The following is a 20,667-nucleotide window of genomic DNA, read 5'->3' on the forward strand; positions in this document are numbered from 1 at the left end:
GACTTGGCGGCGTGAGAGGAAGAGGCGACATGGGACCCGATGAGCTGGTGCGGATCTCGCACGTCGCACGCCGGCATTACCTCGAAGGGCGGACGAAGATCGAGATCGCGGAAGAGCTCGGTCTCTCGCGCTTCAAGATCGCCCGGATGCTGGAGGATGCGCTCGAGCAGGGGCTGGTCAAGATCACGATCGAGGCGCCGGACTCGCTCGATCTCGACCTGTCGATGCAGCTGCGCGCTCGGTTCGGCCTCACACGCGCTCTCGCGGTGATAACCCCGGGGACGACGCCCGAGCTGATCCAGGACCGATTGGGTCGTGCCGCCGCCGACCTGCTCAGCGAGATCGTCACCGACGGCGACGTGCTCGGGCTCACGGCCGGTCGCACCCTGACCGCGATGGCCGGGCACCTGCGCACCCTGGCGACGTGCGAGGTCGTCCAGCTCGCCGGGGTCGCCGCGCCGACGCCCGAGAACGGCGTCGAGGTGATCCGCCAGGTGAGTCGGATCTCGGGCGGTCGCTCCCGCGCCATCTTCGCGCCCCTGCTCGTGGAGACCGCAGCGACCGCCTCCGCTCTGCGGCGCGAACCCGGCATCATGGAGACCTTCCGCCGGTTCGACTCGGTGACCAAGGCCGTCGTCGCGGTCGGATCGTGGAGTCCGCCCGACTCTCAGCTCTACGACAATGCGGGGAGGGCGGGCGCGCTCGACGAGTTGCTCGCCGCCGGCGTCAAGGCGGAGATCTGCGCGACGCTCATCGACGAGAACGGAGCCGTGGTGGGGTCGGTGGCCGAGCGGTCGCTCGCGGTGTCCACCGAGCAGCTGCGGCACATCCCCGAGGTGATCGCGGTGGCCGGCGGCCCGTCGAAGACAGGTGCCGTCATCGCCGCGCTGCGTTCCGGGATCGTCGACTCCCTGGTGACGGACGCGGCTCTCGCCCGACGGCTGCTCGAGTCGCCGGTCTGAGCGCGACCTGCGCACCGCATCAGCGCGGGGCTGGTTCGTAGTTGCGCAGCTCGGTGGAGGCGCGCACCATGCGGCGCAGGTCGGCGAGGCCTCCGTGCACTGCGCCGTGCGCACGGGCCTGCACCAAGAGGTTCCCCATCGATGTGGCCTCCGATGGCCCGGCCGTCACCGTCCGACCGGAGCGATCCGCGACCGCCTGGGCGAGGATCGACGACTCGGAGCCGCCCCCGACCAGATGGATCACCCGCACGTCCACGCCCGAGAGCGTCGCCGCTTCCTCGACCTGCCGGGCGACGAAGGCGCCGAGGCTCTCCAGCACCAGCCGCACCACTCCGGCGCGGTCGGTCGGCATGCGTCCGCCGGACTCGGCCACGAGTTCGGCGATGCGCGCGGTCATCTGCCCCGGTCTCAGCAGGCGGGGGTCGCCGGTGTCGACCAGCACTCCGGCGCTCGGGGCGGCGTCCGCACGGGCCAGCAGGTCGCGACGGGCGGCTGCGCTGCGCGCCCCCCAGCCGTCGAGCCCCCATTCCCGCATGCACTCGTTGACGATCCAGAGTCCCGCGGCGATGCGCAGGAACCGTACGGTGCCGTCGAGGCCGAGCTCGTTCGTGAAACCCGCTTCGCGGGCCCGGTCGCTGGTGATGAGGTGATCGACCTCGACGCCGGTGAGGATCCAGGTGCCGCACGAGACGTACGCGAAATCCTGATCGCGGGCGGGCACGGCGATCACCGCGCTCGCGGTGTCGTGTGAGGCCACGGCGGTGATGTCGGTCGCGTCCCCGGGAGCGAGGATCCCCTCGGAGACACGGCCGGTCACCGTGCCGGGGGAGACGACGTCGGGGAAGATCCTCGACGGCAGGCCCAGAGCCTCGATCCGGCTGACATCCCAGCCGCCGCCGCGTGGGAGTGCGAGGCCGGTGCTGGAGACGTTCGTGGCCTCGGCGACGTCCGCGGCGCCGAGCCAGCGTCCGAGCAGATCGGGCATCAGCAGCATCTGCTGCACGGTGTCGAGGCGTCCGGCCTCCCGGTCGGCCGCCAGCTGATAGATCGTCATGATGGGGAGCGCGGTGACCCCGGTCGCGCGGAAGGCTTCGGCGGCGGGCAGGATCTCCTCGACGATCGGGAAGCTGCGCTCGGTGCGGGCGTCGCGCTGATGGAAGGGAGCATCGAGGAGACCGTCGTAGCCGAGCAGGCCGTAGTCGCCCGACCACGCGTCGACGCCGATGCTGGTGAAGGCCGGCCCCTCCCTGCGCAGCCGGGTGAGGCCGACGAGTGCATCTCGATACAGCCGTTGCGCGTCCCACCGCAGGCCGAGCTCATCCGTGAACGCACGGTTGCGGAACCGGTGCACCCCGTCGATCCGCAACCGGTCGCCGTCGACGGTCGCGCTCACGACACGACCGCTGGACCCGCCGAGATCGACGGCGGCAGCTCGGAAGGTCGCCGAGCCGAGGGGCAGTTCGGGCATGCCACTCAGCCTATGGCCGGGCCTCTGGTTCGGGCCTATGGTCCGGTGAGCCCTCAGACGCTGGTGTATCCCCCGTCGATGAGGATGCTCTGCCCCACGACATAGCTCGAGCGCTCGCTCGCGAGATAGACCAGCAGGTCGCCGAGCTCTTCGGGTTGTCCCATGCGCCCCGCCGGGATGCGCCGCACCCACTCGTCGGCCATCTCGGGGTTCTCCGCCACGAAGTCCCTGGTCATGTCGCTGGCGAAGTATCCGGGGGCGATCGCGTTGACGCGGATGCCGAGAGGCCACCATTCGATCGCCGCGCTCTTCGTGAACATCGACACCGCGGCCTTCGAGGTGTTGTAGGCGGCCTGGGTCTGCGGGATGTTCACGGCGAACGCCGACATCGACGACACGTTGACGATGCTGGCCGGGTTGCCGCGGTCCGCCTCGACGTGCCGGCGTGCGAACTCACGGCTCGTGACGAAGGTGCCGGTGACGTTGACGTCGAGCACCCGCCGCCAGTCGTCCGTGCTGGTGTCGAGGAGGGGCGTGCCCGATGTGATGCCGGCGCTGTTGACGAGCACGTCTGCCGCGCCCAGCCGCTCGCCTATGATGTCGAAGGCGGCGGCGACGGATGCCTCAGAGGCGACATCGACGCTGACGCCCAGGCAGCGTCGACCCGAAGCGGACTCCAGGGCATCGGCGGCTTCGGCGACGGTGTCGAGGCGGTCGAGGAGTGCGACCTCGGCGCCCCCGGAGGCGAGGGCCTCGGCCATGGCGTAGCCGAGGCCCCGCGCTCCGCCGGTGACGACGGCCACGCGGCCGAGGAGTGGTTCCGTGGTGTTTCCGAGCATGAGCAGAGCCTAGCGGGGGCGCTCAACCTGGAACACTCACCGCTCATATGAGCGCACGCGATCGAGATCGCTGGTCGCGCGATCCGTCTCATCGCGCGCACCGGATAGATTCCTCCCATGGCTCTTTCCGGCAATCTCGAGGCGCAACGACGCCGAGACGAACTCGTCGAACTCGCCAACGGCCCCCAGGGTGTGATGATCGAGGTTGCGGCCGAGCTCTTCGCGGTGTCGTCGATGACGATCCGTCGAGACCTGCTCGAACTCGAGGCCGAGGGTCGTGTGCGCCGCGTGCGTGGCGGGGCGACGGCGGCGCCGCGCGCCCGCCCCTTCGATGCGCGTCGGGCCATCAGGGCCAGCGCGAAGCGAGCGATCGCCGAGAAGGCCCTGCGCCTCGTCCCCGCCCAGGGGAGTGTCGCCTTCGATGCCTCCTCGACGGTCAACATGCTCGCGTCGGCGATCGGGCCGCGCGCAGGGCTCACCGTCTACACGAACTCGTTCGAGTCGTTCCAGGTGCTGCAGCCGTTCGACGGCGTCACCGCGGTGATCTCCGGCGGCACGGCCGAGCCCACCACGGGCAGTCTCGTCGGGCCGATCGCCCGCCGGAGCATGCGCTCGGTCTACTTCGACGCGTTCTTCTCCTCGGCGGATGCGCTCGACGGTGCCGACGGCACGTCCGAGGTGTCGGTCGAAGAGGCCGAGCTGAAGCAGGCGATGGCCGCGAACGCCGGAACGACGGTCGTGTGCGTCGACTCCAGCAAGCTCGGCCGTCGCTCGGTGGCCCGCGCGCTCGACGGCGATGAGATCTCCGTGCTGATCACGGAGCTCGATCCCGCGGACGAGCGGCTCGATGCCTTCCGAGGGCTTGCGGACATTCTCTGATCACCGGAACCCTTCTCCTTGACGTCGGTTCGTGTTATCTTTCACATGAAGTAACAGTACGAGTGTGCACGGTCGTGTGCACCGCCCCTGTCTTGGAGAGTCATGACCAACGCCACCGCCGCCGCTCTGATCGCCCGGTCGAACCGCCTCGGCGCCGACCCGAAGAACACCAACTACGCCGGCGGGAACACCTCCGCGAAGGGCACCGAGATCGATCCGGTGACGGGGCAGCCGGTCGAGCTGATGTGGGTCAAGGGTTCGGGTGGCGACCTGGGCACGCTGACCGAGCAGGGCCTCGCGGTGCTGCGCCTCGACCGCATGCGCGCTCTCGTCGACGTGTACCCCGGGCTCGACCGCGAGGACGAGATGGTCGCCGCGTTCGACTACTGCCTGCACGGCAAGGGCGGGGCTGCGCCGTCGATCGACACCGCCATGCACGGCCTGGTCGACGCCGCCCACGTCGACCACCTGCACCCCGACTCGGGCATCGCGATCGCCACCGCGGCCGACGGAGAAGCGCTGACCGCGAAGATCTTCGGTGAGAAGGTCGTCTGGGTGCCGTGGCGGCGGCCCGGCTTCCAGCTCGGACTCGACATCGCCGAGATCAAGAAGCAGAACCCGCAGGCGATCGGCTGCATCCTCGGCGGACACGGCATCACCGCCTGGGCCGACACCTCGGAGGAGGCGGAGGCGAACTCCCTCTGGATCATCGACACCGCAGCCGCCTACATCGCGGAGAACGGCAAGGCCGATCCGTTCGGCGGCGTCCGCTCGGGCTTCGAGGCCCTCCCGGCTGGGGATCGGCGTGGGCGCGCGGCGGCCCTCGCCGGCACGATCCGCGGCATCGCCTCGACCGACAAGCCGATGGTCGGGCACTTCACCGATGCCGACGTGGTGCTCGACTTCGTGGCCTCCGAGAAGGCGCCGACGCTCGCCGCCCTCGGTACCAGCTGCCCCGACCACTTCCTGCGCACCAAGGTCAAGCCGCTGATCCTCGACCTGCCGGCCACCGCATCCGTCGAGGAGCAGATCGCCCGCCTGCACGAGCTGCACGCGCAGTACCGCACCGACTACCAGGCCTACTACGACGCGCATGCCACGGCCGAGTCGCCCGCCATCCGCGGCGCCGACCCGCTCATCGTGCTGATCCCCGGCGTGGGCATGTTCTCGTACGGGGCCAACAAGCAGACCGCCCGCGTCGCCGGCGAGTTCTATGTGAACGCGATCAACGTGATGCGCGGCGCCGAAGCGCTCTCGACGTACGCTCCGATCTCGGATGCCGAGAAGTTCGACATCGAGTACTGGGCGCTGGAGGAGGCCAAGCTGCAGCGGATGCCGAAGCCGAAGTCGCACCAGGGACGCATCGCCTTCGTCACCGGTGCCGCCTCCGGCATCGGCAAGGCCATCGCCACCCGTCTCGCCGCCGAGGGTGCGTGCGTCGTGATCGCCGACCTCGACCTCGAGAAGGCGCAGGCGGCGGCCGCCGAGCTGGGGAACACCGATGTCGCGATCGGCATCGCCGCGAACGTGGCGGATGCCGACGCTGTCCAGGCCGCGTTGAACGAGGCTGTGCTCGCCTTCGGCGGCGTCGACCTCGTGGTCAACAACGCCGGGCTCTCGCTGTCGAAGCCGCTGCTGGAGACCACGGAGAAGGACTGGGATCTGCAGCACGACGTGATGGCGAAGGGGTCGTTCCTGGTCTCGAAGGCCGCCGCTCGGGTGCTCATCGACCAGAAGCTCGGCGGCGACATCATCTACATCTCGTCGAAGAACTCGGTCTTCGCAGGACCCAACAACATCGCCTACTCCGCGACCAAGGCCGACCAGGCACACCAGGTGCGGCTGCTCGCGGTCGAGCTCGGCGAGTACGGTATCCGTGTGAACGGCATCAACCCCGACGGCGTGGTCCGCGGCTCGGGAATCTTCGCCTCCGGGTGGGGTGCGAACCGTGCCGCCACCTACGGGGTCAAGGAGGAAGACCTCGGTCAGTACTACGCCAACCGCACGATCCTCAAGCGCGAGGTCGTGCCCGAGAACGTGGCGGACGCGGTGTACGTGCTGACCGGTCCCGAGCTCAGCCGCACCACGGGCCTGCACATCCCGGTCGACTCCGGCGTCGCCGCGGCGTTCCTGCGATGAGCGTGCGCGCGGTCGCGGCCGTCGATCTCGGGGCGACCAGCGGCCGCGTGATGATCGGGCGGATCGGGGAGGGGCGGCTCGAGCTCGAACTCGTGTCCCGCTTCCCGAACGGTCCCGTGGAGCGGGAGGACGGACTGCACTGGGACTTCGACGCCCTGTACGCGCACGTCGTGGACGGGCTGGCGGAGGCGGTGCGGCGGGAGCCGACGATCGAGAGCATCGGGATCGACTCCTGGGCCGTCGACTACGGCCTGCTCGCGGACGGCGTTCTCCTCGCCGAGCCGTTTCACTACCGCGACTCCCGCACGGCTCAGGGCGTCGCCGAGGTGCACGCCATCGTGCCGTTCTCTGAGCTGTACGCTCGCAACGGCCTGCAGTTCCTGCCGTTCAACACCCTGTACCAGTACCGGGTGGACGAACGGATGACCGCGGCCGACACCGTGCTCCTCGTCCCCGATCTGGTCGCATTCCTCCTCACCGGTGCCAGCGTCGCCGAGCGCACGAACGCCTCCACGACGGGGCTGCTGAGCATCGACGACGGTGATTGGGACACCGACCTCGCGACGCGCATCGGCATCCCGCCGCGTCTCCTGCCTCCGTTGGTCGACCCCGGCGCGGTGATCGGGTCGCTGCAGCCCGAGCTCGCCGAACTCGTCGGCAAGGCTCTCCCGGTGATCGCCGTCGGGTCGCACGACACCGCCTCTGCCGTCGTCGCCGTCCCCATGGCATCGCCCTCAGCCGCCTACATCTCGTGCGGCACGTGGGGCCTGGTGGGTCTGGAACTGGCGGAGCCCGTGCTGACGGATGCGGCGCGCGAGGCGAACTTCACGCACGAGCTCGGCGTAGACGGTCGATACCGCTTCCTGCACAACGTCACCGGCCTGTGGCTGCTGAGTGAGAGCGTGCGGGCGTGGGAGGCTCAGGACGGTGCACGCATCGACCTGACCGAGCTGCTCGCGGAGGCGGCCGCCGTATCGGACGACGTACCGCTGTTCGATGCGAACGATCCTTCGCTCAGTGCACCCGGCGACATGCCCAGCCGCATCGCGACGCTGGTCGAGGCGTCAGGAGCATCCGCTCCGACGGAGCGAGCCGTGTTCACGCGCAGCATCGTGGAGAGTATCGCCGCGGCGTTCGCCGAGACCGTGCGCGCGGCGTCCGACCTCTCCGGGCGTGAGGTCGACGTGATCCACCTCGTCGGCGGCGGATCCCTGAACGCGCTCCTCTGCCAGGCCATCGCCGATCGTTCGGCCCTGCCGGTGCTGGCCGGCCCTGTCGAGGCGACCGCGCTCGGCAACGTGCTCGTGCAGGCGCGTGCGCTGGGCGCAGCGGTCACCGACCTGGAGGGGCTGCGCGAGCTGGTCGCCGCCACGCATCCGGTCCGTCGGTTCGAGCCGCGCGGCTGACCGCTCCGCTACCGCGCGGCTGACCGTGCGGCTGACCGCTCCGCTGACCGCGCGGCTGACCGTGCGGCTGATCGCGCGGCTGACTCGATGGCGCCCTGACGGGCGCGACGTCAGATGACGTGCGTGTTCGGCAGCGAGCTCACGGTCGGGCGGGCGTAGGCGCGGCGCCGGGCGGAGATGTCGGTCGGGCGGGCGGCGCGCGGAACGCTCCGATCGACCGCCACGACCTCGAACTCCTGGATCTGCGCCGGCCGAACCGGGGTGAGGTGGATCATGCAGATCAGCTCGCCGCGCTCGCCGGGGATCGACCAGGTGATGTCGGCCGGTGTCGCCGCGGAGACGACTTCTGGCGTGCCGAGGTCGTCGCGCAGCGGACCCACCAGGGCGAAGAGCTCCTCGATCGCGGCCCGGCGCTGGAGGAGCGGGCGGTCGAAGTCGATGTTGTCGGCGAAGATCGCGGCAGCGGCGTCGTCATCCCAGGACCGGATCAGCGCGTCGGCCGCGGACATCAGCCGACGTGTCTCCGGCCACGGCTGCACGGTGCGGGCAGGGGCGTCGTGAAAGGCGAGTGCGCGGAACAGCGCCTCCTCCGAGAGGGCGACCGGGTTGCTCCGGTGGCTGTTCGTCAAGACGACGATGCCCATGCCGGACCCCGCGTGCCACACCATGTTCAGGATGAACCCCGGGAGGCCGCCGCTGTGCGTGACGATGCGTCCGCGGTGCAGGTCTTCGCGCACGAAGAGGCCGAGCGCGTAGCCGCCGGCGACGAACTTCCAGGAGCCGTCGGGGCGGGCCTGCAGCGAGGGGATGTCGACCTGATGGATGCGCTGCAGCTCTCGTCGTGAAGCCCGGCTCACCACGGCATCGTCGCTGCCAGGCAGTGTCGATGCCGCGAGGAACCTGACCCAGACACTGAGGTCGTTGATGGTCGACTGCATGCCACCGGCCGCGGCCATGGCGTCGGACACTTCCGACGGGAAGCCCACCCAGTCGCCCGCGCTGTCCAGCGAGTAGCCGACAGCCCTCGCGAAGCCGCCCTCCGGAGCGCGGTTGTCGAACCACGTGCTGTTCATCCCCAGCGGGCGCAGGATCTCATCGGTGACCCAGTCCTCGACACGGCGGCCCACGGCTGTGCCCACCGCGAGACCGGCCATCGTGAAGCCGATGTTGGAGTACTCGAAGGCGCTTCCGGGGTGGGTGCTGTAGTTGAAGCCGGGTCTGATCCGTTCGACCAGCTCCGCTTCGGAGAGGCCGAGGAACGGGTCGACCCAGGAGTTGTCCTCGGTGAGACCGCCGCCCATGCTGAGCAGCTGTCGCAGGGTCGGAGCGATCGCCGGTTCCTCGCCCACGGTCCCGTGCCATTCGGGGTAGAAGTCGGTGATGGGAGCCTCCAGGTCGAGGAGGCCGCGGTCGCGGGCGAGCAGGGCACCGAGCGCGACGAAGCTCTTGGTCATCGAGGCGATCGGGAAGACGGTGTCGGCGTCAGGAGACGTGCCTTCGTCGTCGGCGGTGCCGAACCCGCGCGTGTGCTCCAGGCCGTCGGGTCCGACGAGGCCGTACACCAGACCAGGCGACTGACCCGCGGCCGTGTACTGCCCGAAGAACGCGTCGAGCTGATCGACGAGCGGCACGACGAGGGTTTCGCTGGACATGGAGACTCCCTTGTTCTCGCGGTCGGCATTCGGCCGTCGCGCTGGTTCGTCTCCACACTCTCGTGTGCCGGGCTCGAAGTCATGTCCGCGGGCACCGAGTGTCGGCTCCTGCTTGTGCGAGGTGACGAAGAAGCGGCTCGGAGCGGGCTGGCCGGGACCCCGTCTACCCGGCCGTCTCCCGTACCGCGGGCCGGGTGAGCCTCGGGATCAGTACCGGAGTCTGTTCGCGGTAGGCGACGTAGTCGGCCTGGTCGCCCCACTTCTTCTCGGCGCGGGCTTCGAGCAGCGGGATGCCGCTGACGCGCGTGAGCAGCAGGATCACGAACAGGGGCGAGAGCAGCGCGACCCACTGCCATCCGACGAGCACGGGGGCGGCGGTGACGAACACGCCCACCCAGATGACGATCTCGCCGAAGTAGTTCGGGTGACGGGACCGCGACCATAGGCCGGTGCGGATGAAATCGTCCCGGTTGCGCGGGTCGGCGCGGAACGCCGACTTCTGGGCGTCGGCGACGATCTCGATCACCATGCCGAGGGCCCAGACGACGATGCCGACGACGGTCAGCCATCCGATCGGCGCGCGGGAGGAGGCATCCGCACTGATCGCGATCCAGGCGGCGGCCGCGGTCAGCGACACCCACGCACCCTGGATCACCCACACCTGCAGGAACCGCAGCGGCGACCCCTTGATCTGGTCGAAGCGCCCGTCGGATCCGGCCTTGTGCACGCGCAGGGCCAGGAACGAGCCGAGGCGCGCGGCCCACAGCATGACCATCGCCGCCAGGATCCAGCTCCGTGGGTCGGGCATCGGCGCCAGCAGGACGAGTGCTGCGGAGATCACGAAGAACGTGAGGCTGCCCGTCAGGTCGAAGAACCGTTCGGTCTGCAGCAGCATCGCGGGGATGAACGCGATGACCTGGATCGCGAAGGCCGCAGCGACGGCGAGGGCGAACAGCGGCACGCCGCCGATGGTCGCACCGCCCTGGCTGCCGGCGATCGCGACGAGCGCGCCGACCACGAGGGCGACGACGATCGCGATGAGAGAGGAGCGCGAGGAGGTCGGACGGGTGGGGGTGGGGGAGGACATGGTGTGCTTTCCGATTCTCAGAGGTACAGGTCTTCGACGGCGAAGGCGGCGCGATCCAGCACGACGCTCCGCTTCAGCTTCATGGTGGGGGTGACGAGTCCACGGTCGTCGAGGTCGGCGAAGACCACGCTGAACCGGCGGACCTGCTCGCTGCGCGCGACGAGCGCGTTGGCCTCGTCGACGGACCGCTGCAGGTGAGCGTGCAGGGCCGGGTCGTCCACCGTGCGGATGTCGGTCGGGCTGGTCGTGCTGGTCGACGGGATGCGGCTGCCCTGCGCTTCGGCCCAGGCGCCGGCCTGCTCCGGATCGAGCACCAGCAGCGCGGAGAGATACGGCTTCCCCTCGCCGACCATGACCGCATGCGAGACCAGCGGATTCGCCTCGACCGCGCTCTCCCAGCGGGTCGGCACGATGGTCTTGCCGTTCGAGGTGACGATCACGTCTTTGAGCCGTCCGTCGAGGATCAGCCTTCCCTTCTCGTCGAGCCGCCCGAGATCACCGGTGCGGAAGAAGCCGTCGATGAACGCACCGTCGTCGTGCGCGGGGTCCCGGTAGCCGTCGAAGACGCCGATGCCGCGAGCGAGCACTTCGCCCTCGTCGCTGATGCGGACCGTGAGCCCTGGCAGCGGTGCGCCGACGGTTCCCGAGGCTATGCGCCCTGGAAGGTTGCCGGTGAGCGGTGCGGTCGTCTCGGTCAGTCCGTAGCCCTCGATGACGGGAACCCCGATGCCGCGGAAGAACAGCGAGAGGTCGGCGTCGAGGGCGGCGCCGCCCGACAGGATGTAGCCGACCCGCCCGCCCATCACCGTGCGAAGGCGGCCGTAGAACAGTGCATCGAAGAGGCGGTGGCGCAGGCGCAGGCCGACGGTGCGTGCGGCGCCACGACCGGCATCGACTCGCTCGGCGCTGCGGCCCCACGCGATGGCCGTCGCCTCGGCATGCGCCCAGATCTTCGTGAGTCCCTTGTCGGCGGCCTTGCCCGCGGCGGCCGCCTGGATCTTCTGCAGCACCCGTGGCACGACCACCAGGAACGTCGGTCGGAGGGTGTCGAGCGTGGCGACCACGGTCGAAGGGTCGGACAGGTGCGCGATGCGCATGCCGCTGGCAAGGCAGATCAGCTGCAGGCCGCGCGCGAGCACGTGAGCGAGCGGGAGGAAGATGACCGTGTTGCCGGACTCGTTCACGATCTCGCGGTAGGCCGCGGCGATGTTCAGCACCTGACCGAGGAAGTTGCGATGCGTGAGCACGACGCCCTTGGGCTCGCCCGTCGTTCCCGAGGTGTAGACGATCGTCGCGGGGTCATCCTGCGTAGCTGCCGTCCTGCGGGCCTCGAGCTCCTCGTCGGTCACGTCGATGCCGCGGGCGGCCAGGTCGAGGAGGGTCCACGGCGAGGTCTCGGCGCTCATCACCCACGCCCCGAGGGTGACTCCGCCGGCGTGCGAGAGCGCCGACTCGAGCAGCGCCGCATGTTCGGTCGTACCGCCGATGGCCAGGCGCACACCGGCATCCGCGACGATCGCGTCCACCTGTGACCCCGACGAGGTCTCGTAGATCGGCACGACGACAGCACCGGCGTACCAGGCCGCGAGGTCGGCGACGGCCCATTCGTAGCGGGTGGGCGCCATGATCGCGATGGGGTCGCCGACTCGGACGCCCTGGGCGATGAACCCCTTCGCCAGAGCGCGCACCTCGTCCTCGAACGCTCGGGTGGTGATCGGCCGCCAGGAGCCCGTCGACGCGTCCTCGACCTCGAACGCCACATGGTCCGGGGCGGCGGCGGCCCGCGCAGCCAGCAGGTCGGTGACGTTGCGGTGGCCGTCGAGGGCGGCGAGCGGTGGTGTCGACGATTCGATCATCGGGGCTTCTCTCGGTCGTGCGGACGGCGCGGAGGGCGCACGAAATCGCCCTTCCTGTCTCTGTTCGGAACCGATGACGATTCGGATGGGATGCTTTTCCGCGGCCGCCCAGGCATCGAGAACGGGAAAACGATCTGCCAGTATGGCGTCATGTCCGGCACGCAGAAGGTCGCCCCCGCGCTCGTCGTGATCGGTGTGACCGCCGCAGTGCTCGTCGGGTGCACCTCGCCGGTGGCAGTCCAGACGCCCGAGGCATCCGCTCCCGCGGTCGACCTCCGGACGGCGGCCGAGGCTGCCTCGACGCCGAAACCGACGGAACCGGAAAGATGCTCCGGCATGTCAGAGGTCTACAGCGACGGCGACGGTCTGTATTGGGAGCGACACGGAACGCTCCGTGATCTCGGCGCGCGCGAGTTCGCGCGGGGCGAGGTGACAGTCGATGAGGACGGCACCCCGGTGACGTATACCGTCGAGCCCGGCGACGTCGAAGCCGTGGTCGCTGAACGGCTCTGCGCGTACCCGAACCTCGGCTCGATGAACCACCGGCGGGATATCCACCCTGGGCAGGTGCTCTGGCTCACGCCCGACCCCGATCTTCCCTGGGTGCCGTACTACAACCCTCATGACGCCCCCGGTGGGTTCCAGCAGATTCCTTACCAGCAGGCCATCGAGTCCGCGGGCGCGGCGGTCGATGCCGGTGACGTGGACACCGTGCGGGCGATCTGGAACGGCACGCTCAAGGGCATGTTCGCGACCCAAGAGACCATCGACGCCGTCCAGAAGGTGGTCGATTCCGGCGACCTCGAAGCGCTCCGCCAGCTCTTCTCCTGACGCGGCTCGGTCACGGACCCTTCGGCGGGGAGAGCTCGGTAAGTCACACGTGGAGGGGCTGACGGGAATCGAACCCGCGCTGTCTGCTTGGGAAGCAGAAGTTCTACCATTGAACTACAGCCCCGTACCCGCATCCGAGGAGCGGGCGAACGCCAGCCTACCCGTCCGGTGCCCTTTGGCCAAAGCAGGCACGGCGTCGGAAGCCCCTGGCAACTAGGCTGGTGCCGTGCTTCTCAGCGACCGCGACATCAAGGCAGAACTCGCATCCGGCCGCATCGGCCTCGACCCGCGTGAAGACGGGATGATCCAGCCGTCGAGCATCGACGTGCGTCTGGACCGGTACTTCCGCCTGTTCGACAACCACAAGTATCCGTTCATCGATCCGTCGGTCGACCAGCCGGAGCTCACGCGCCTGATCGAGGTCGACCCCGACGAGCCGTTCATCCTGCACCCCGGCGAGTTCGCGCTCGGGGCGACGTTCGAGCAGGTCACGCTGCCCGACGACATCGCGGCACGTCTTGAGGGCAAGTCGTCGCTCGGACGCCTCGGACTCATCACGCACTCGACCGCGGGTTTCATCGATCCCGGCTTCACGGGGCACGTCACGCTCGAACTCGCGAACGTCGCGACCCTGCCGATCAAGCTGTGGCCGGGCATGAAGATCGGTCAGCTGTGCTTCTTCCGGCTCACCTCTCCCGCCGAGAACCCCTACGGATCCGGCCCCTACGGCAACCGCTACCAGGGGCAGCGCGGACCGACGGCCTCCCGCTCGTTCCAGAACTTCCATCGGACGGATGTCGGCACCACCGACGTCGGAGCAGTCGGAGGCTGAGATGACCGACGCGAGCGGTACCCAGCCGGAAGAGCCCGTCATCCCGGAGCAGACGCCCTCCCTGGAGGAGCCGCGCTCGTCGGAAGGGCTCGATCTTCCGGACGAGTCGCTGATCCCGCCCGCCGACGTCGTGATCCCGCCGCCTCCGCCCGAGATCCCGATCCCGGACGGGCTGCTGACCCCGCCGCCGTCTGACCTCCCGTCCGCCGACACGGTGATCCCGCCGCCTCCGCCCGCGACGCGGCGCGGCGACCGTGCCCGTCCAACTCCCGCCATCCTCGAGGGGGAGCCGCCCGCCGCGGTGGCCGATGACTGGGCGCTGCCGTCCGTCGCACCCGAGGTGCCGACGTCGGGTGGCTACCGCGTGCTCACCATCGTGATCTTCGCGTTCCTGTTCCTGCTCCTCGTCGCCGCGATCGTCGTGGGCGTGTACCTGCTGAACACCACCAGCTTCCCGTTCGCGGGCGCCGACGTCGCAGCGTCGTCGATCTCAGGCGTTCCGCTCCTGTGACCTGCTGAGCTCAGGAGCGTTTCGGGGCCGTCCTGCGTCGAAGTGCTGCCGAGGCGACGGCGACGACCGTGCCGACGGCCACCCCGATCACGGTCTCGATCGCGCGGTCCTGCAGCAGCATGTCGACGGGCGTGGGTGCGGCCAGGTGCACCATGAGCAGGGCAAGCGGGGTGATGAAGATCATCGCGATGCCGTAGTTGCGGCCGACGAACAGCTCGGCGGCGGCCTGCAGCACGACCACGAGGGCGATCACGGCGAGTGGGGGCAGGTCGATGGCGAGGATGCCGGCGGCGACGAGCACTCCGAGCAACGTGCCGACAAGGCGCTGGATGCCGCGGATCACGCGGGCGTTGAGCTGAGGTCCGCTCACGGCGGCCACCGCGCCGACCGCCGCCCAGTACCAGTGCGAGTCCATGATCAGCAGCCCGGCGAAGCCCGCGCCCAGGATCGCGACTCCGACCGACGCGGCCATCTCGCCCGCGATCGGGCCGACGGGCTGCAGGGTCTTCGGCGGCACGTCGTCGGTGCTGCGGGTGAGGATGCCGATGAGGGCGGTGATGGCCAGGCCGAACAGCACGCTCGGTCCACCGACCAGCAGCACGTCCCCGAAGGAGGCGGCTGAGGCGGGGATCGTCGCGCAGGCTCCGACCGCGAACACCGGGAACAGCGGCCCCGGCGGGTGCCACCGCATCGTGTAGGCGAGCAGGGTGACGGCCGACGCGATGACCGCGACCACGAGGATGCTGGCCGGGGCCGGGGCGGCGAGGACCGACAGTGCCGTGCCGACGAGCATCGAGGCGAGGATCACGCCACCGGCGCTCGCCTGCATGCGGATGCGGTCGCGGAACACGTCGTGCCGCCCGTAGAGGGCGGCGAAGGCGCCGAAGCTGGCGTAGATGCTGAGGTCGAGGCGTCCCAGTGCCCAGAGCACGAGTAGGGGGACGGCCACGCTGACCGCGGCGCGCAACGCCACCCGGTGGTCGCCGCGGTGCGGCTCGACGCGCAGAACGCCGGTCCACACCCTTCCCCGCGAATCCGCCACTGATCCAGCCTACGTCCGACTCCCGACCGCCTCCGTCGCCGGGTCAGACTGCCGAGGCGCGTAGGAGCAGCCGGGTCTTCTCCAGGATGTGGTTCAGTGCTCGTGTGGCGGCGAGCGCGTCGTCGTGATCGACCTCGTCCCAGATGGGGCCGGCGACGCGTGCGATCTCGCGGCTGATCTCGGCCACCAGTGTCGTGCCCGTGGGGCTGAGGTGAGAACCCTCGACGAGTCCCCGCTCCTGGAGGGCGCGGAGGAAGAGCGCGGAGTCGGGGTCGTGTAGACGGTCAGCGACGAACCTGTCCACGCTGCCCTCTCCCTCGAACTGGGAGACGAGGCGCAGTGTCACCCATTCCCGTTCCGACAGGGCGTGGGGGAAGAGCAGGGTGAGCAGGAGGGCGTTCAGCGCCTTCTCCGTCTGGCCGATGAGCTGCGGGCCGAAAGGGATCATGAGGGCTCCATATCGTTGGTGCGGCCAACGGTAGCACATCATTGGTGATACCAACGAGTAGCATCGGTTCATGGATCGACTCGAACACAGGGCGACGTGGTGGGTCAGTCGGGCGCACCTGCGCTCCCACGCGCTTCTGCAGGAACTCTTTGCCGACGTGGGCGCTCGCGCGTACCACTACCGCCTGCTCGCGGCAGTGGAAGAGGCGGGCCCGATCAGTCAGGCCGACCTCGGACGCGCGACCGAACTCGACCGCAGCGACGTCTCGGTGGCACTGGTCGTGCTGGAAGAGGGCGGGTTCGTCGCGCGTGCCCCTCATCCGTCCGACCGCCGCCGCAACGTCGTCAGCCTCACCGCAGCAGGCCGCGCCGAGCTCGCCCGGCTCGATGCGGTGGTCGATCAGGCCCAGGAGCAGTTCCTGGCGCCGCTGACCGCAGACGAGCGTGCCGTGTTCCTCGACCTCACCCGCCGGGTCGCTGTCGCGACCGATTGATCGCCCTCCGGCGGGTCACTCGTCTTCCGCCTCGTCGCGGTGGGGCCGCTCGTCGTTCAGCACCTCGAACAGGCTGGAGAACCCCTGGTCGCCGTGGCCGTCGGAGATCCGGCGATCCATCAGCCGCCTGATCTCCCGCATGCGCACCGTGTCTATGCCGAGCGCTTCGCGATGGCTGACGAGGTCGTCCATGAGTGCTCTCTGCACGTGCAACGAACCCAGGTCGGGCCCGTACTCTCCTGCGGCCACGGCCTCGCCGAAGCTCTTCACCAGCGGCACATATCCCTCGACGGTCCCCGCGACGCGCTCCGCGAACCCCACGACATCGGCCCCCTCGGCCGTGATCAGTGCGAACGTATGCAGCAGTCCGATCAGGAACTCGTAGCCGACCGCCACCTGAGCGAGGAACTCGACGGCCGCGTGGCCCGCATCCTCTCCGTGGTATCCGACGGTGCCGAGGCCCTCCAGCGCCCCGCGGTGCGTGTCGAAGCCGACGCGATCTCCGCTGAAGGAGAGGAGCACCTCGGGCGACCCCACGGCGGCGGGGTCGCCCATGATCCCGCCGTCGACATATCGCGCGCCGTGCGTCTGCGCCCACTCCCCGGCGGCTCTGGCCTGGGCAGGAGAGCCACTGGTGACGTTCACGATCACCTTTCCTCGTGCCGCCCCGGCGATCGTCTCGAAGACCGCCTCCACGGCGGTGCCGTCGAGCAGGCACACGATCACGAGCGGGCTCGCGGCCACCGCATCGGCGGCCGTCCGGGCGACATCGGCACCGAGCGCAGCCAACGGTGCCGCTCTGCTCCCGGTGCGGTTCCACACGGTGGTCGGGTGGCCGCGTCCGACGAGCGTCCTCGCTATGGCTGTTCCCATCTCGCCGAGGCCGATGACGGTGACGGGCGTCCTCGGGTTCTCATCCACGTTCATCCTTTATGTCTCTCTCGTTCAGTCGGTGGCGGGTTCGGTGGCGGGAGTGGGAGCGAGGGGTGGGTCGTCGTCCGTCGAGGAGAGGCCGATGCCCCAGCTCGCGCCGCGGGCGACGAAGACTCCGAGCGCCGTGACGGCCGCGAACGCGAGCATGAGCAGTCGGGCGGCATCGACGACGTCGGGCATGGCGAGGTTCACGAGCACGCCGGCCATCGCCGAGCTGAACGCACTCGCGATGATGAAGACGGTGTTGACGGCCGCGGCGGCCTTGGCGCCCTCCTCTTCGCCCGAGGTGCTGCCGAGCGCCGCCACGGTCAGGTGGGGGAAGCCGATGCCGATGCCGGCTCCGGCGAGGAACAGTGCGATGAACCACAGGGCGATGACGAGGACGGAGGGGCCCTCGTGCTGGAGCAGGCCGTAGGCGGTCAGCCCGGCGGCGACCACGAGCGGACCGAGGGTGATGAGCGTGCGCCGGGACCGGATGCCCATCGCGTTCGCGCTGAACACCTGTGTCACCGACCATCCGAGGGACAAGGCTGCGCCGAGGAGCCCGGCGACGAACGGGGCGAGCCCGCCGATCTCCTGCCCGAACAGCGGGATGAATGCCTCGGTGCCGATCGCGAAGGCCAGCACGGCGACCGTGACGTAGACCCACCCGAGCGATGATCCGTGCGCGAAGGTGACGCGCGGCAGGATGCCGGTGCGACCGCGACGCTCGTGGCGCAGGAACCAGGCACCGAGAACGACACCGACGGTGATGGCGACCCCGGTGCCGAGGCCGCTGGGGACGACGCTCGCGATGCCCACGGCGGCGACCCCGCCGGCCAGCAGCAGGAGCGAGCCCCAGGGGAGTGACTCGCTCGACCGCGTGCGAGCGGTCCGCGGCAGTGCGCGGACCACGACGATGCCGATCAGCGCGGAGACCACGGCCAGTCCCACGAAGGTCACCCGCCAGGCATCGAGCTGCGCGAAGATGCCGCCCACGACGGGGCCGACGATGTTGCCGACGCCCCACATCGCCGAGACGAGCGCCGCGCCCCGCGCCCAGAGCCGCTCGGGGAGTGCGCGCTGGATGAGCGCGTAGCCGAGTCCGGCGAGAAGTCCGCCTCCGAGGCCCTGCACCGCCCGCCCGGCGAGCAAGGCCCACATCCACGGACTCGCGGCGCAGAGCAGCGACCCGAGAGCGAACAGGCCGAGGGCGAGCAGGTACGCCCGGACGGCGCCCTGCTGGGTGAGAACACGGCTGACCATCATCGAGCTCACCACGGAGGCCAACAGGAAGGTCATCATCGTCCAGGCGTAGAACTCCGCCCCGCCGATGTCTCCCACGATCGTGGGGAGCAGGCTGGTCGTGAGGTAGACGTTGCTCGCTTCGAGGAGCACACCGCCTGCGAGCACGGCGGCGGTCGGTGCGTAGCGGCGGCCGAGGAGTTCGCGCCAGCTGCCGGCGGGGGCGGTGCGTTGCGGAGTCTGGGTCATCGGGGGTGCCCTTCGTGGCGTCGATGGGGCGGGAGAGCCGCCCGGCGGCGCCGTGTCTCGGCGGCCGTTCGTCACGCTAATACCTCGAGTAAACTCGAGGTCAAGAGGAGGCGATGATGTCTTTGGAGCCCGACGATCTGCTGGCGATCGGCGAAGTCGTGCGACGCTCCGGCGTTCCCGCGACAGCGCTGCACTTCTACGAGCAGCTCGGCCTCATCGCCTCGACACGGACCTCGGGCAACCAGCGCCGCTACCGGCGCCACATGCTGCGTCGGATCTCCCTGATCGTCGTCGCCAAGCGGCTGGGCATCCCGCTCACCGATGTGCACGAGGTGTTCCAGAGCCTCCCGGTGGACGAGCCGCCATCGCAGCGGGACTGGCAGCGGGTGGCGAAGCTCTGGCGCGCACAGCTCGACCTCCGGCGCACACAGCTCGAGCATCTGCGCCGCGAGCTCACGGGGTGCATCGGCTGCGGGTGCCTCTCCCTCAAGGCGTGCCGACTGCTCAACCCCGAGGATGCACTCGCAACGGACGGTCCAGGACCGCGCCGCATCTGACGGCGGGCGCAAGCCGTTCGGGCGCCGTCAGTCCTCCGGATCGAGGTCTGTCGGCAGCAGCGGTCGCATGAAGGTGCGTTCGTAGCGCAGCACGCACCCGCTCTCGTCGCGGATACGGTCCGCCTCGATGAACTGCGGATCGACCCCGAAGCCCTTCCGGTACACCTCGTAGTCAGCGAGCGACGGGAAGGTGAACAGTGCCAGGGCCTGATCGCTCGCTCCCTCGGAGGGAAGGAAGTAGCCGTGATGTCTGCCGCCGTGATCATCGACCAGCCGCATCCAGGCGCGCGCGAACTCTTCGAAGGCGTCGATCTTGTCCGGATCGATCGTGTACGTCACGACGCAGGTGATCACGAGGTCAGGTTACCCCGGGTCACCGCACGTGCGGAGAGGCCGTCAGCGCGATGACGGCATCGAGCGTCGCATCCGCCGACAGCACCCTCGTGTGTCCCTGGCCCTCTGTGCGCACCAGACGCGACCGTGCGCCGTGGGCGTCGTGCAGACGGAGCGAATCGTGGTCGGGCATCCTCCGGTCGCCGCGGTCGTGCACCACGAGCAGGGCGGTGTCGGCGGGGAGAGGGCGCTTCACGGCGTCGTATCGTGCGGTGACGGCGGACTGATCCATGTGCAACCTCCTGCGGAATCGCTCCGACAGACGGGCGGTCGTCGCGGCGTCGAGGTGCAGGTCTGTGGCGAACTGTGCGAGGAAGGCGTCGGGGGCGGCGGCGCCGGCGATCACGGCGACGGCCGGAACCGGAACGGTCGAACGGGCTGCGGTCAGCGCCGCCAGCGCCCCGAACGAGTGGCCGACGATCACCACGAACGGCCCGTGCTCGGCCTGCAGCTGCTCGGCCGCGTCGATCCAGTCGCGGATGTCGGTGATCCGCCCGGACGATGAGCCGTGCGCAGGAGCGTCGAACGCGATCACCCGGAACCCCTCGGAGCGCAGTTCCCGCACCAGTGGCGCGAATTGCGAGGCTCGCCCTCGCCAGCCGTGCAGGAGCAGCGCGGTGTGAGGTCCGGTGCCCCATTCGTAGGTGACGACCTCCTGACCGCGTACCGTGAGCCGGCCCCGTCGGGCATCGGCGTGCGTGGGAGCGTCCGCTTCACTCACCCGCATCCGCGGCGACGTCGTGAAGAACAGTCGATAGGCGATGTCGCCGGCGAGCGTCGGCGAGACAGCGGCGGCGAGCGGGATGCTGCGGGCGAGCAACGCGGGCACGGACGGCATGGAGGCTCCTTCGCCGGAACAATACGAA

At 69.7% G+C, this 20,667-nt stretch carries 20 protein-coding genes and 1 tRNA gene; 9 read left to right on the forward strand and 12 right to left on the reverse strand.

Annotated features, from left to right (window positions below; genetic code table 11):
* The first annotated feature begins 29 nt into the window (after positions 1–29).
* Positions 30–962 carry a sugar-binding transcriptional regulator gene (locus AAY78_RS12790; RefSeq protein ID WP_046748663.1) on the forward strand — a complete coding sequence of 311 codons (933 nt, stop codon included), beginning with the start codon at positions 30–32 and terminating at the stop codon, positions 960–962.
* A gap of 19 nt (positions 963–981) precedes the next feature.
* Here the strand turns inward: AAY78_RS12790 and AAY78_RS12795 are convergent, their stop codons facing one another.
* Both AAY78_RS12795 and AAY78_RS12800 read right to left on the reverse strand, forming a co-directional pair.
* Positions 982–2,430, reverse strand: coding sequence for a rhamnulokinase (locus tag AAY78_RS12795; protein WP_046748664.1), 1,449 nt, complete (start codon positions 2,428–2,430; stop codon positions 982–984).
* 53 nt (positions 2,431–2,483) lie between these two features.
* Positions 2,484–3,269: an SDR family NAD(P)-dependent oxidoreductase gene (locus tag AAY78_RS12800; RefSeq protein ID WP_046748665.1), complete on the reverse strand. Its 786-nt coding sequence runs from the start codon at positions 3,267–3,269 to the stop codon at positions 2,484–2,486.
* Positions 3,270–3,386: 117 nt separating this feature from the next.
* Here AAY78_RS12800 and AAY78_RS12805 point away from each other — a divergent pair, with 117 nt between their 5' ends.
* The 3 genes from AAY78_RS12805 to AAY78_RS12815 all read left to right on the forward strand — a co-directional run bounded on the left by AAY78_RS12805 (position 3,387) and on the right by AAY78_RS12815 (position 7,693).
* The gene (locus AAY78_RS12805) at positions 3,387–4,148 is read left to right on the forward strand and encodes a DeoR/GlpR family DNA-binding transcription regulator (RefSeq protein ID WP_046748666.1); all 762 of its coding nucleotides are present in this window, start codon (positions 3,387–3,389) and stop codon (positions 4,146–4,148) included.
* Between the two features lie 102 nt (positions 4,149–4,250).
* Complete coding sequence (locus tag AAY78_RS12810; protein ID WP_046748667.1) at positions 4,251–6,287, forward strand: bifunctional rhamnulose-1-phosphate aldolase/short-chain dehydrogenase; 2,037 nt, start codon at positions 4,251–4,253, stop codon at positions 6,285–6,287.
* Positions 6,284–7,693, forward strand: a complete 1,410-nt coding sequence (locus AAY78_RS12815; protein ID WP_046748668.1) for a rhamnulokinase — start codon at positions 6,284–6,286, stop codon at positions 7,691–7,693. The genes AAY78_RS12810 and AAY78_RS12815 overlap by 4 nt, the downstream gene beginning before the upstream one ends.
* A gap of 110 nt (positions 7,694–7,803) precedes the next feature.
* On the opposite strand, the gene AAY78_RS12820 is transcribed toward AAY78_RS12815, so the two are convergent.
* The 3 genes from AAY78_RS12820 to AAY78_RS12830 all read right to left on the reverse strand — a co-directional run bounded on the left by AAY78_RS12820 (position 7,804) and on the right by AAY78_RS12830 (position 12,288).
* Entirely contained in the window at positions 7,804–9,345 is a 1,542-nt protein-coding gene (locus AAY78_RS12820; protein ID WP_046748669.1) for a serine hydrolase domain-containing protein, read from the reverse strand.
* Between the two features lie 163 nt (positions 9,346–9,508).
* Positions 9,509–10,432 (reverse strand): DUF1295 domain-containing protein, encoded by a 924-nt coding sequence (locus AAY78_RS12825; RefSeq protein ID WP_046748670.1) that lies wholly within the window; start codon positions 10,430–10,432, stop codon positions 9,509–9,511.
* 17 nt (positions 10,433–10,449) lie between these two features.
* Positions 10,450–12,288, reverse strand: a complete 1,839-nt coding sequence (locus tag AAY78_RS12830) for an AMP-dependent synthetase/ligase (protein ID WP_046748671.1) — start codon at positions 12,286–12,288, stop codon at positions 10,450–10,452.
* Positions 12,289–12,438: 150 nt separating this feature from the next.
* Between AAY78_RS12830 and AAY78_RS12835 the strand changes: the two genes are divergently transcribed.
* On the forward strand, positions 12,439–13,119 hold the full coding sequence (locus AAY78_RS12835) for a hypothetical protein (protein WP_046748672.1): 681 nt from the start codon (positions 12,439–12,441) through the stop codon (positions 13,117–13,119).
* 50 nt (positions 13,120–13,169) lie between these two features.
* Here the strand turns inward: AAY78_RS12835 and AAY78_RS12840 are convergent.
* Positions 13,170–13,243: transfer RNA gene (locus AAY78_RS12840), tRNA-Gly, on the reverse strand.
* Positions 13,244–13,345: 102 nt separating this feature from the next.
* Between AAY78_RS12840 and dcd the strand changes: the two genes are divergently transcribed.
* Entirely contained in the window at positions 13,346–13,951 is a 606-nt protein-coding gene (dcd, locus tag AAY78_RS12845) for a dCTP deaminase (RefSeq protein WP_045263886.1), read from the forward strand.
* Position 13,952: 1 nt separating this feature from the next.
* Positions 13,953–14,462, forward strand: coding sequence for a hypothetical protein (locus AAY78_RS12850; protein WP_046748673.1), 510 nt, complete (start codon positions 13,953–13,955; stop codon positions 14,460–14,462).
* Positions 14,463–14,472: 10 nt separating this feature from the next.
* On the opposite strand, the gene AAY78_RS12855 is transcribed toward AAY78_RS12850, so the two are convergent.
* Complete coding sequence (locus AAY78_RS12855; protein ID WP_046748674.1) at positions 14,473–15,504, reverse strand: FUSC family protein; 1,032 nt, start codon at positions 15,502–15,504, stop codon at positions 14,473–14,475.
* 43 nt (positions 15,505–15,547) lie between these two features.
* Entirely contained in the window at positions 15,548–15,952 is a 405-nt protein-coding gene (locus AAY78_RS12860; RefSeq protein ID WP_046748675.1) for a hypothetical protein, read from the reverse strand.
* 70 nt (positions 15,953–16,022) lie between these two features.
* On the opposite strand from AAY78_RS12860, the gene AAY78_RS12865 reads away from it, so the two are divergent.
* Positions 16,023–16,445: a MarR family winged helix-turn-helix transcriptional regulator gene (locus tag AAY78_RS12865; RefSeq protein WP_046748676.1), complete on the forward strand. Its 423-nt coding sequence runs from the start codon at positions 16,023–16,025 to the stop codon at positions 16,443–16,445.
* A gap of 15 nt (positions 16,446–16,460) precedes the next feature.
* Here AAY78_RS12865 and AAY78_RS12870 read toward each other — a convergent pair whose 3' ends face one another.
* Together AAY78_RS12870 and AAY78_RS12875 are read right to left on the reverse strand one after the other, a co-directional pair.
* Positions 16,461–17,366, reverse strand: a complete 906-nt coding sequence (locus AAY78_RS12870; protein ID WP_197077700.1) for an NAD(P)-dependent oxidoreductase — start codon at positions 17,364–17,366, stop codon at positions 16,461–16,463.
* A gap of 24 nt (positions 17,367–17,390) precedes the next feature.
* Positions 17,391–18,851, reverse strand: a complete 1,461-nt coding sequence (locus tag AAY78_RS12875) for an MFS transporter (RefSeq protein ID WP_046748678.1) — start codon at positions 18,849–18,851, stop codon at positions 17,391–17,393.
* Positions 18,852–18,967: 116 nt separating this feature from the next.
* Between AAY78_RS12875 and soxR the strand changes: the two genes are divergently transcribed.
* Positions 18,968–19,408 (forward strand): redox-sensitive transcriptional activator SoxR, encoded by a 441-nt coding sequence (soxR, locus tag AAY78_RS12880; protein WP_046748766.1) that lies wholly within the window; start codon positions 18,968–18,970, stop codon positions 19,406–19,408.
* A gap of 27 nt (positions 19,409–19,435) precedes the next feature.
* Here the strand turns inward: soxR and AAY78_RS12885 are convergent, their stop codons facing one another.
* Both AAY78_RS12885 and AAY78_RS12890 read right to left on the reverse strand, forming a co-directional pair.
* Positions 19,436–19,762 (reverse strand): NIPSNAP family protein, encoded by a 327-nt coding sequence (locus AAY78_RS12885; RefSeq protein ID WP_046748679.1) that lies wholly within the window; start codon positions 19,760–19,762, stop codon positions 19,436–19,438.
* Between the two features lie 19 nt (positions 19,763–19,781).
* Positions 19,782–20,639 carry an alpha/beta fold hydrolase gene (locus AAY78_RS12890; protein WP_046748680.1) on the reverse strand — a complete coding sequence of 286 codons (858 nt, stop codon included), beginning with the start codon at positions 20,637–20,639 and terminating at the stop codon, positions 19,782–19,784.
* Between the last annotated feature and the right edge of the window lie 28 nt (positions 20,640–20,667).

Source organism: Microbacterium sp. Ag1 (genome assembly GCF_001005635.1).
Taxonomy (GTDB): Bacteria; Actinomycetota; Actinomycetes; order Actinomycetales; family Microbacteriaceae; genus Microbacterium; species Microbacterium oxydans.

Coding starts and splice junctions, on each gene's coding strand:
- AAY78_RS12790 (WP_046748663.1), top strand. CDS start 30: ATGGGACCCGATGAGCTGGTGCGGATCTCGCACGTCGCACGCCGGCAT.
- AAY78_RS12795 (WP_046748664.1), bottom strand. CDS start 2,430: ATGCCCGAACTGCCCCTCGGCTCGGCGACCTTCCGAGCTGCCGCCGTC.
- AAY78_RS12800 (WP_046748665.1), bottom strand. CDS start 3,269: ATGCTCGGAAACACCACGGAACCACTCCTCGGCCGCGTGGCCGTCGTC.
- AAY78_RS12805 (WP_046748666.1), top strand. CDS start 3,387: ATGGCTCTTTCCGGCAATCTCGAGGCGCAACGACGCCGAGACGAACTC.
- AAY78_RS12810 (WP_046748667.1), top strand. CDS start 4,251: ATGACCAACGCCACCGCCGCCGCTCTGATCGCCCGGTCGAACCGCCTC.
- AAY78_RS12815 (WP_046748668.1), top strand. CDS start 6,284: ATGAGCGTGCGCGCGGTCGCGGCCGTCGATCTCGGGGCGACCAGCGGC.
- AAY78_RS12820 (WP_046748669.1), bottom strand. CDS start 9,345: ATGTCCAGCGAAACCCTCGTCGTGCCGCTCGTCGATCAGCTCGACGCG.
- AAY78_RS12825 (WP_046748670.1), bottom strand. CDS start 10,432: ATGTCCTCCCCCACCCCCACCCGTCCGACCTCCTCGCGCTCCTCTCTC.
- AAY78_RS12830 (WP_046748671.1), bottom strand. CDS start 12,288: ATGATCGAATCGTCGACACCACCGCTCGCCGCCCTCGACGGCCACCGC.
- AAY78_RS12835 (WP_046748672.1), top strand. CDS start 12,439: ATGTCCGGCACGCAGAAGGTCGCCCCCGCGCTCGTCGTGATCGGTGTG.
- AAY78_RS12850 (WP_046748673.1), top strand. CDS start 13,953: ATGACCGACGCGAGCGGTACCCAGCCGGAAGAGCCCGTCATCCCGGAG.
- AAY78_RS12860 (WP_046748675.1), bottom strand. CDS start 15,952: ATGATCCCTTTCGGCCCGCAGCTCATCGGCCAGACGGAGAAGGCGCTG.
- AAY78_RS12865 (WP_046748676.1), top strand. CDS start 16,023: ATGGATCGACTCGAACACAGGGCGACGTGGTGGGTCAGTCGGGCGCAC.
- AAY78_RS12875 (WP_046748678.1), bottom strand. CDS start 18,851: ATGACCCAGACTCCGCAACGCACCGCCCCCGCCGGCAGCTGGCGCGAA.
- soxR (WP_046748766.1), top strand. CDS start 18,968: ATGTCTTTGGAGCCCGACGATCTGCTGGCGATCGGCGAAGTCGTGCGA.
- AAY78_RS12890 (WP_046748680.1), bottom strand. CDS start 20,639: ATGCCGTCCGTGCCCGCGTTGCTCGCCCGCAGCATCCCGCTCGCCGCC.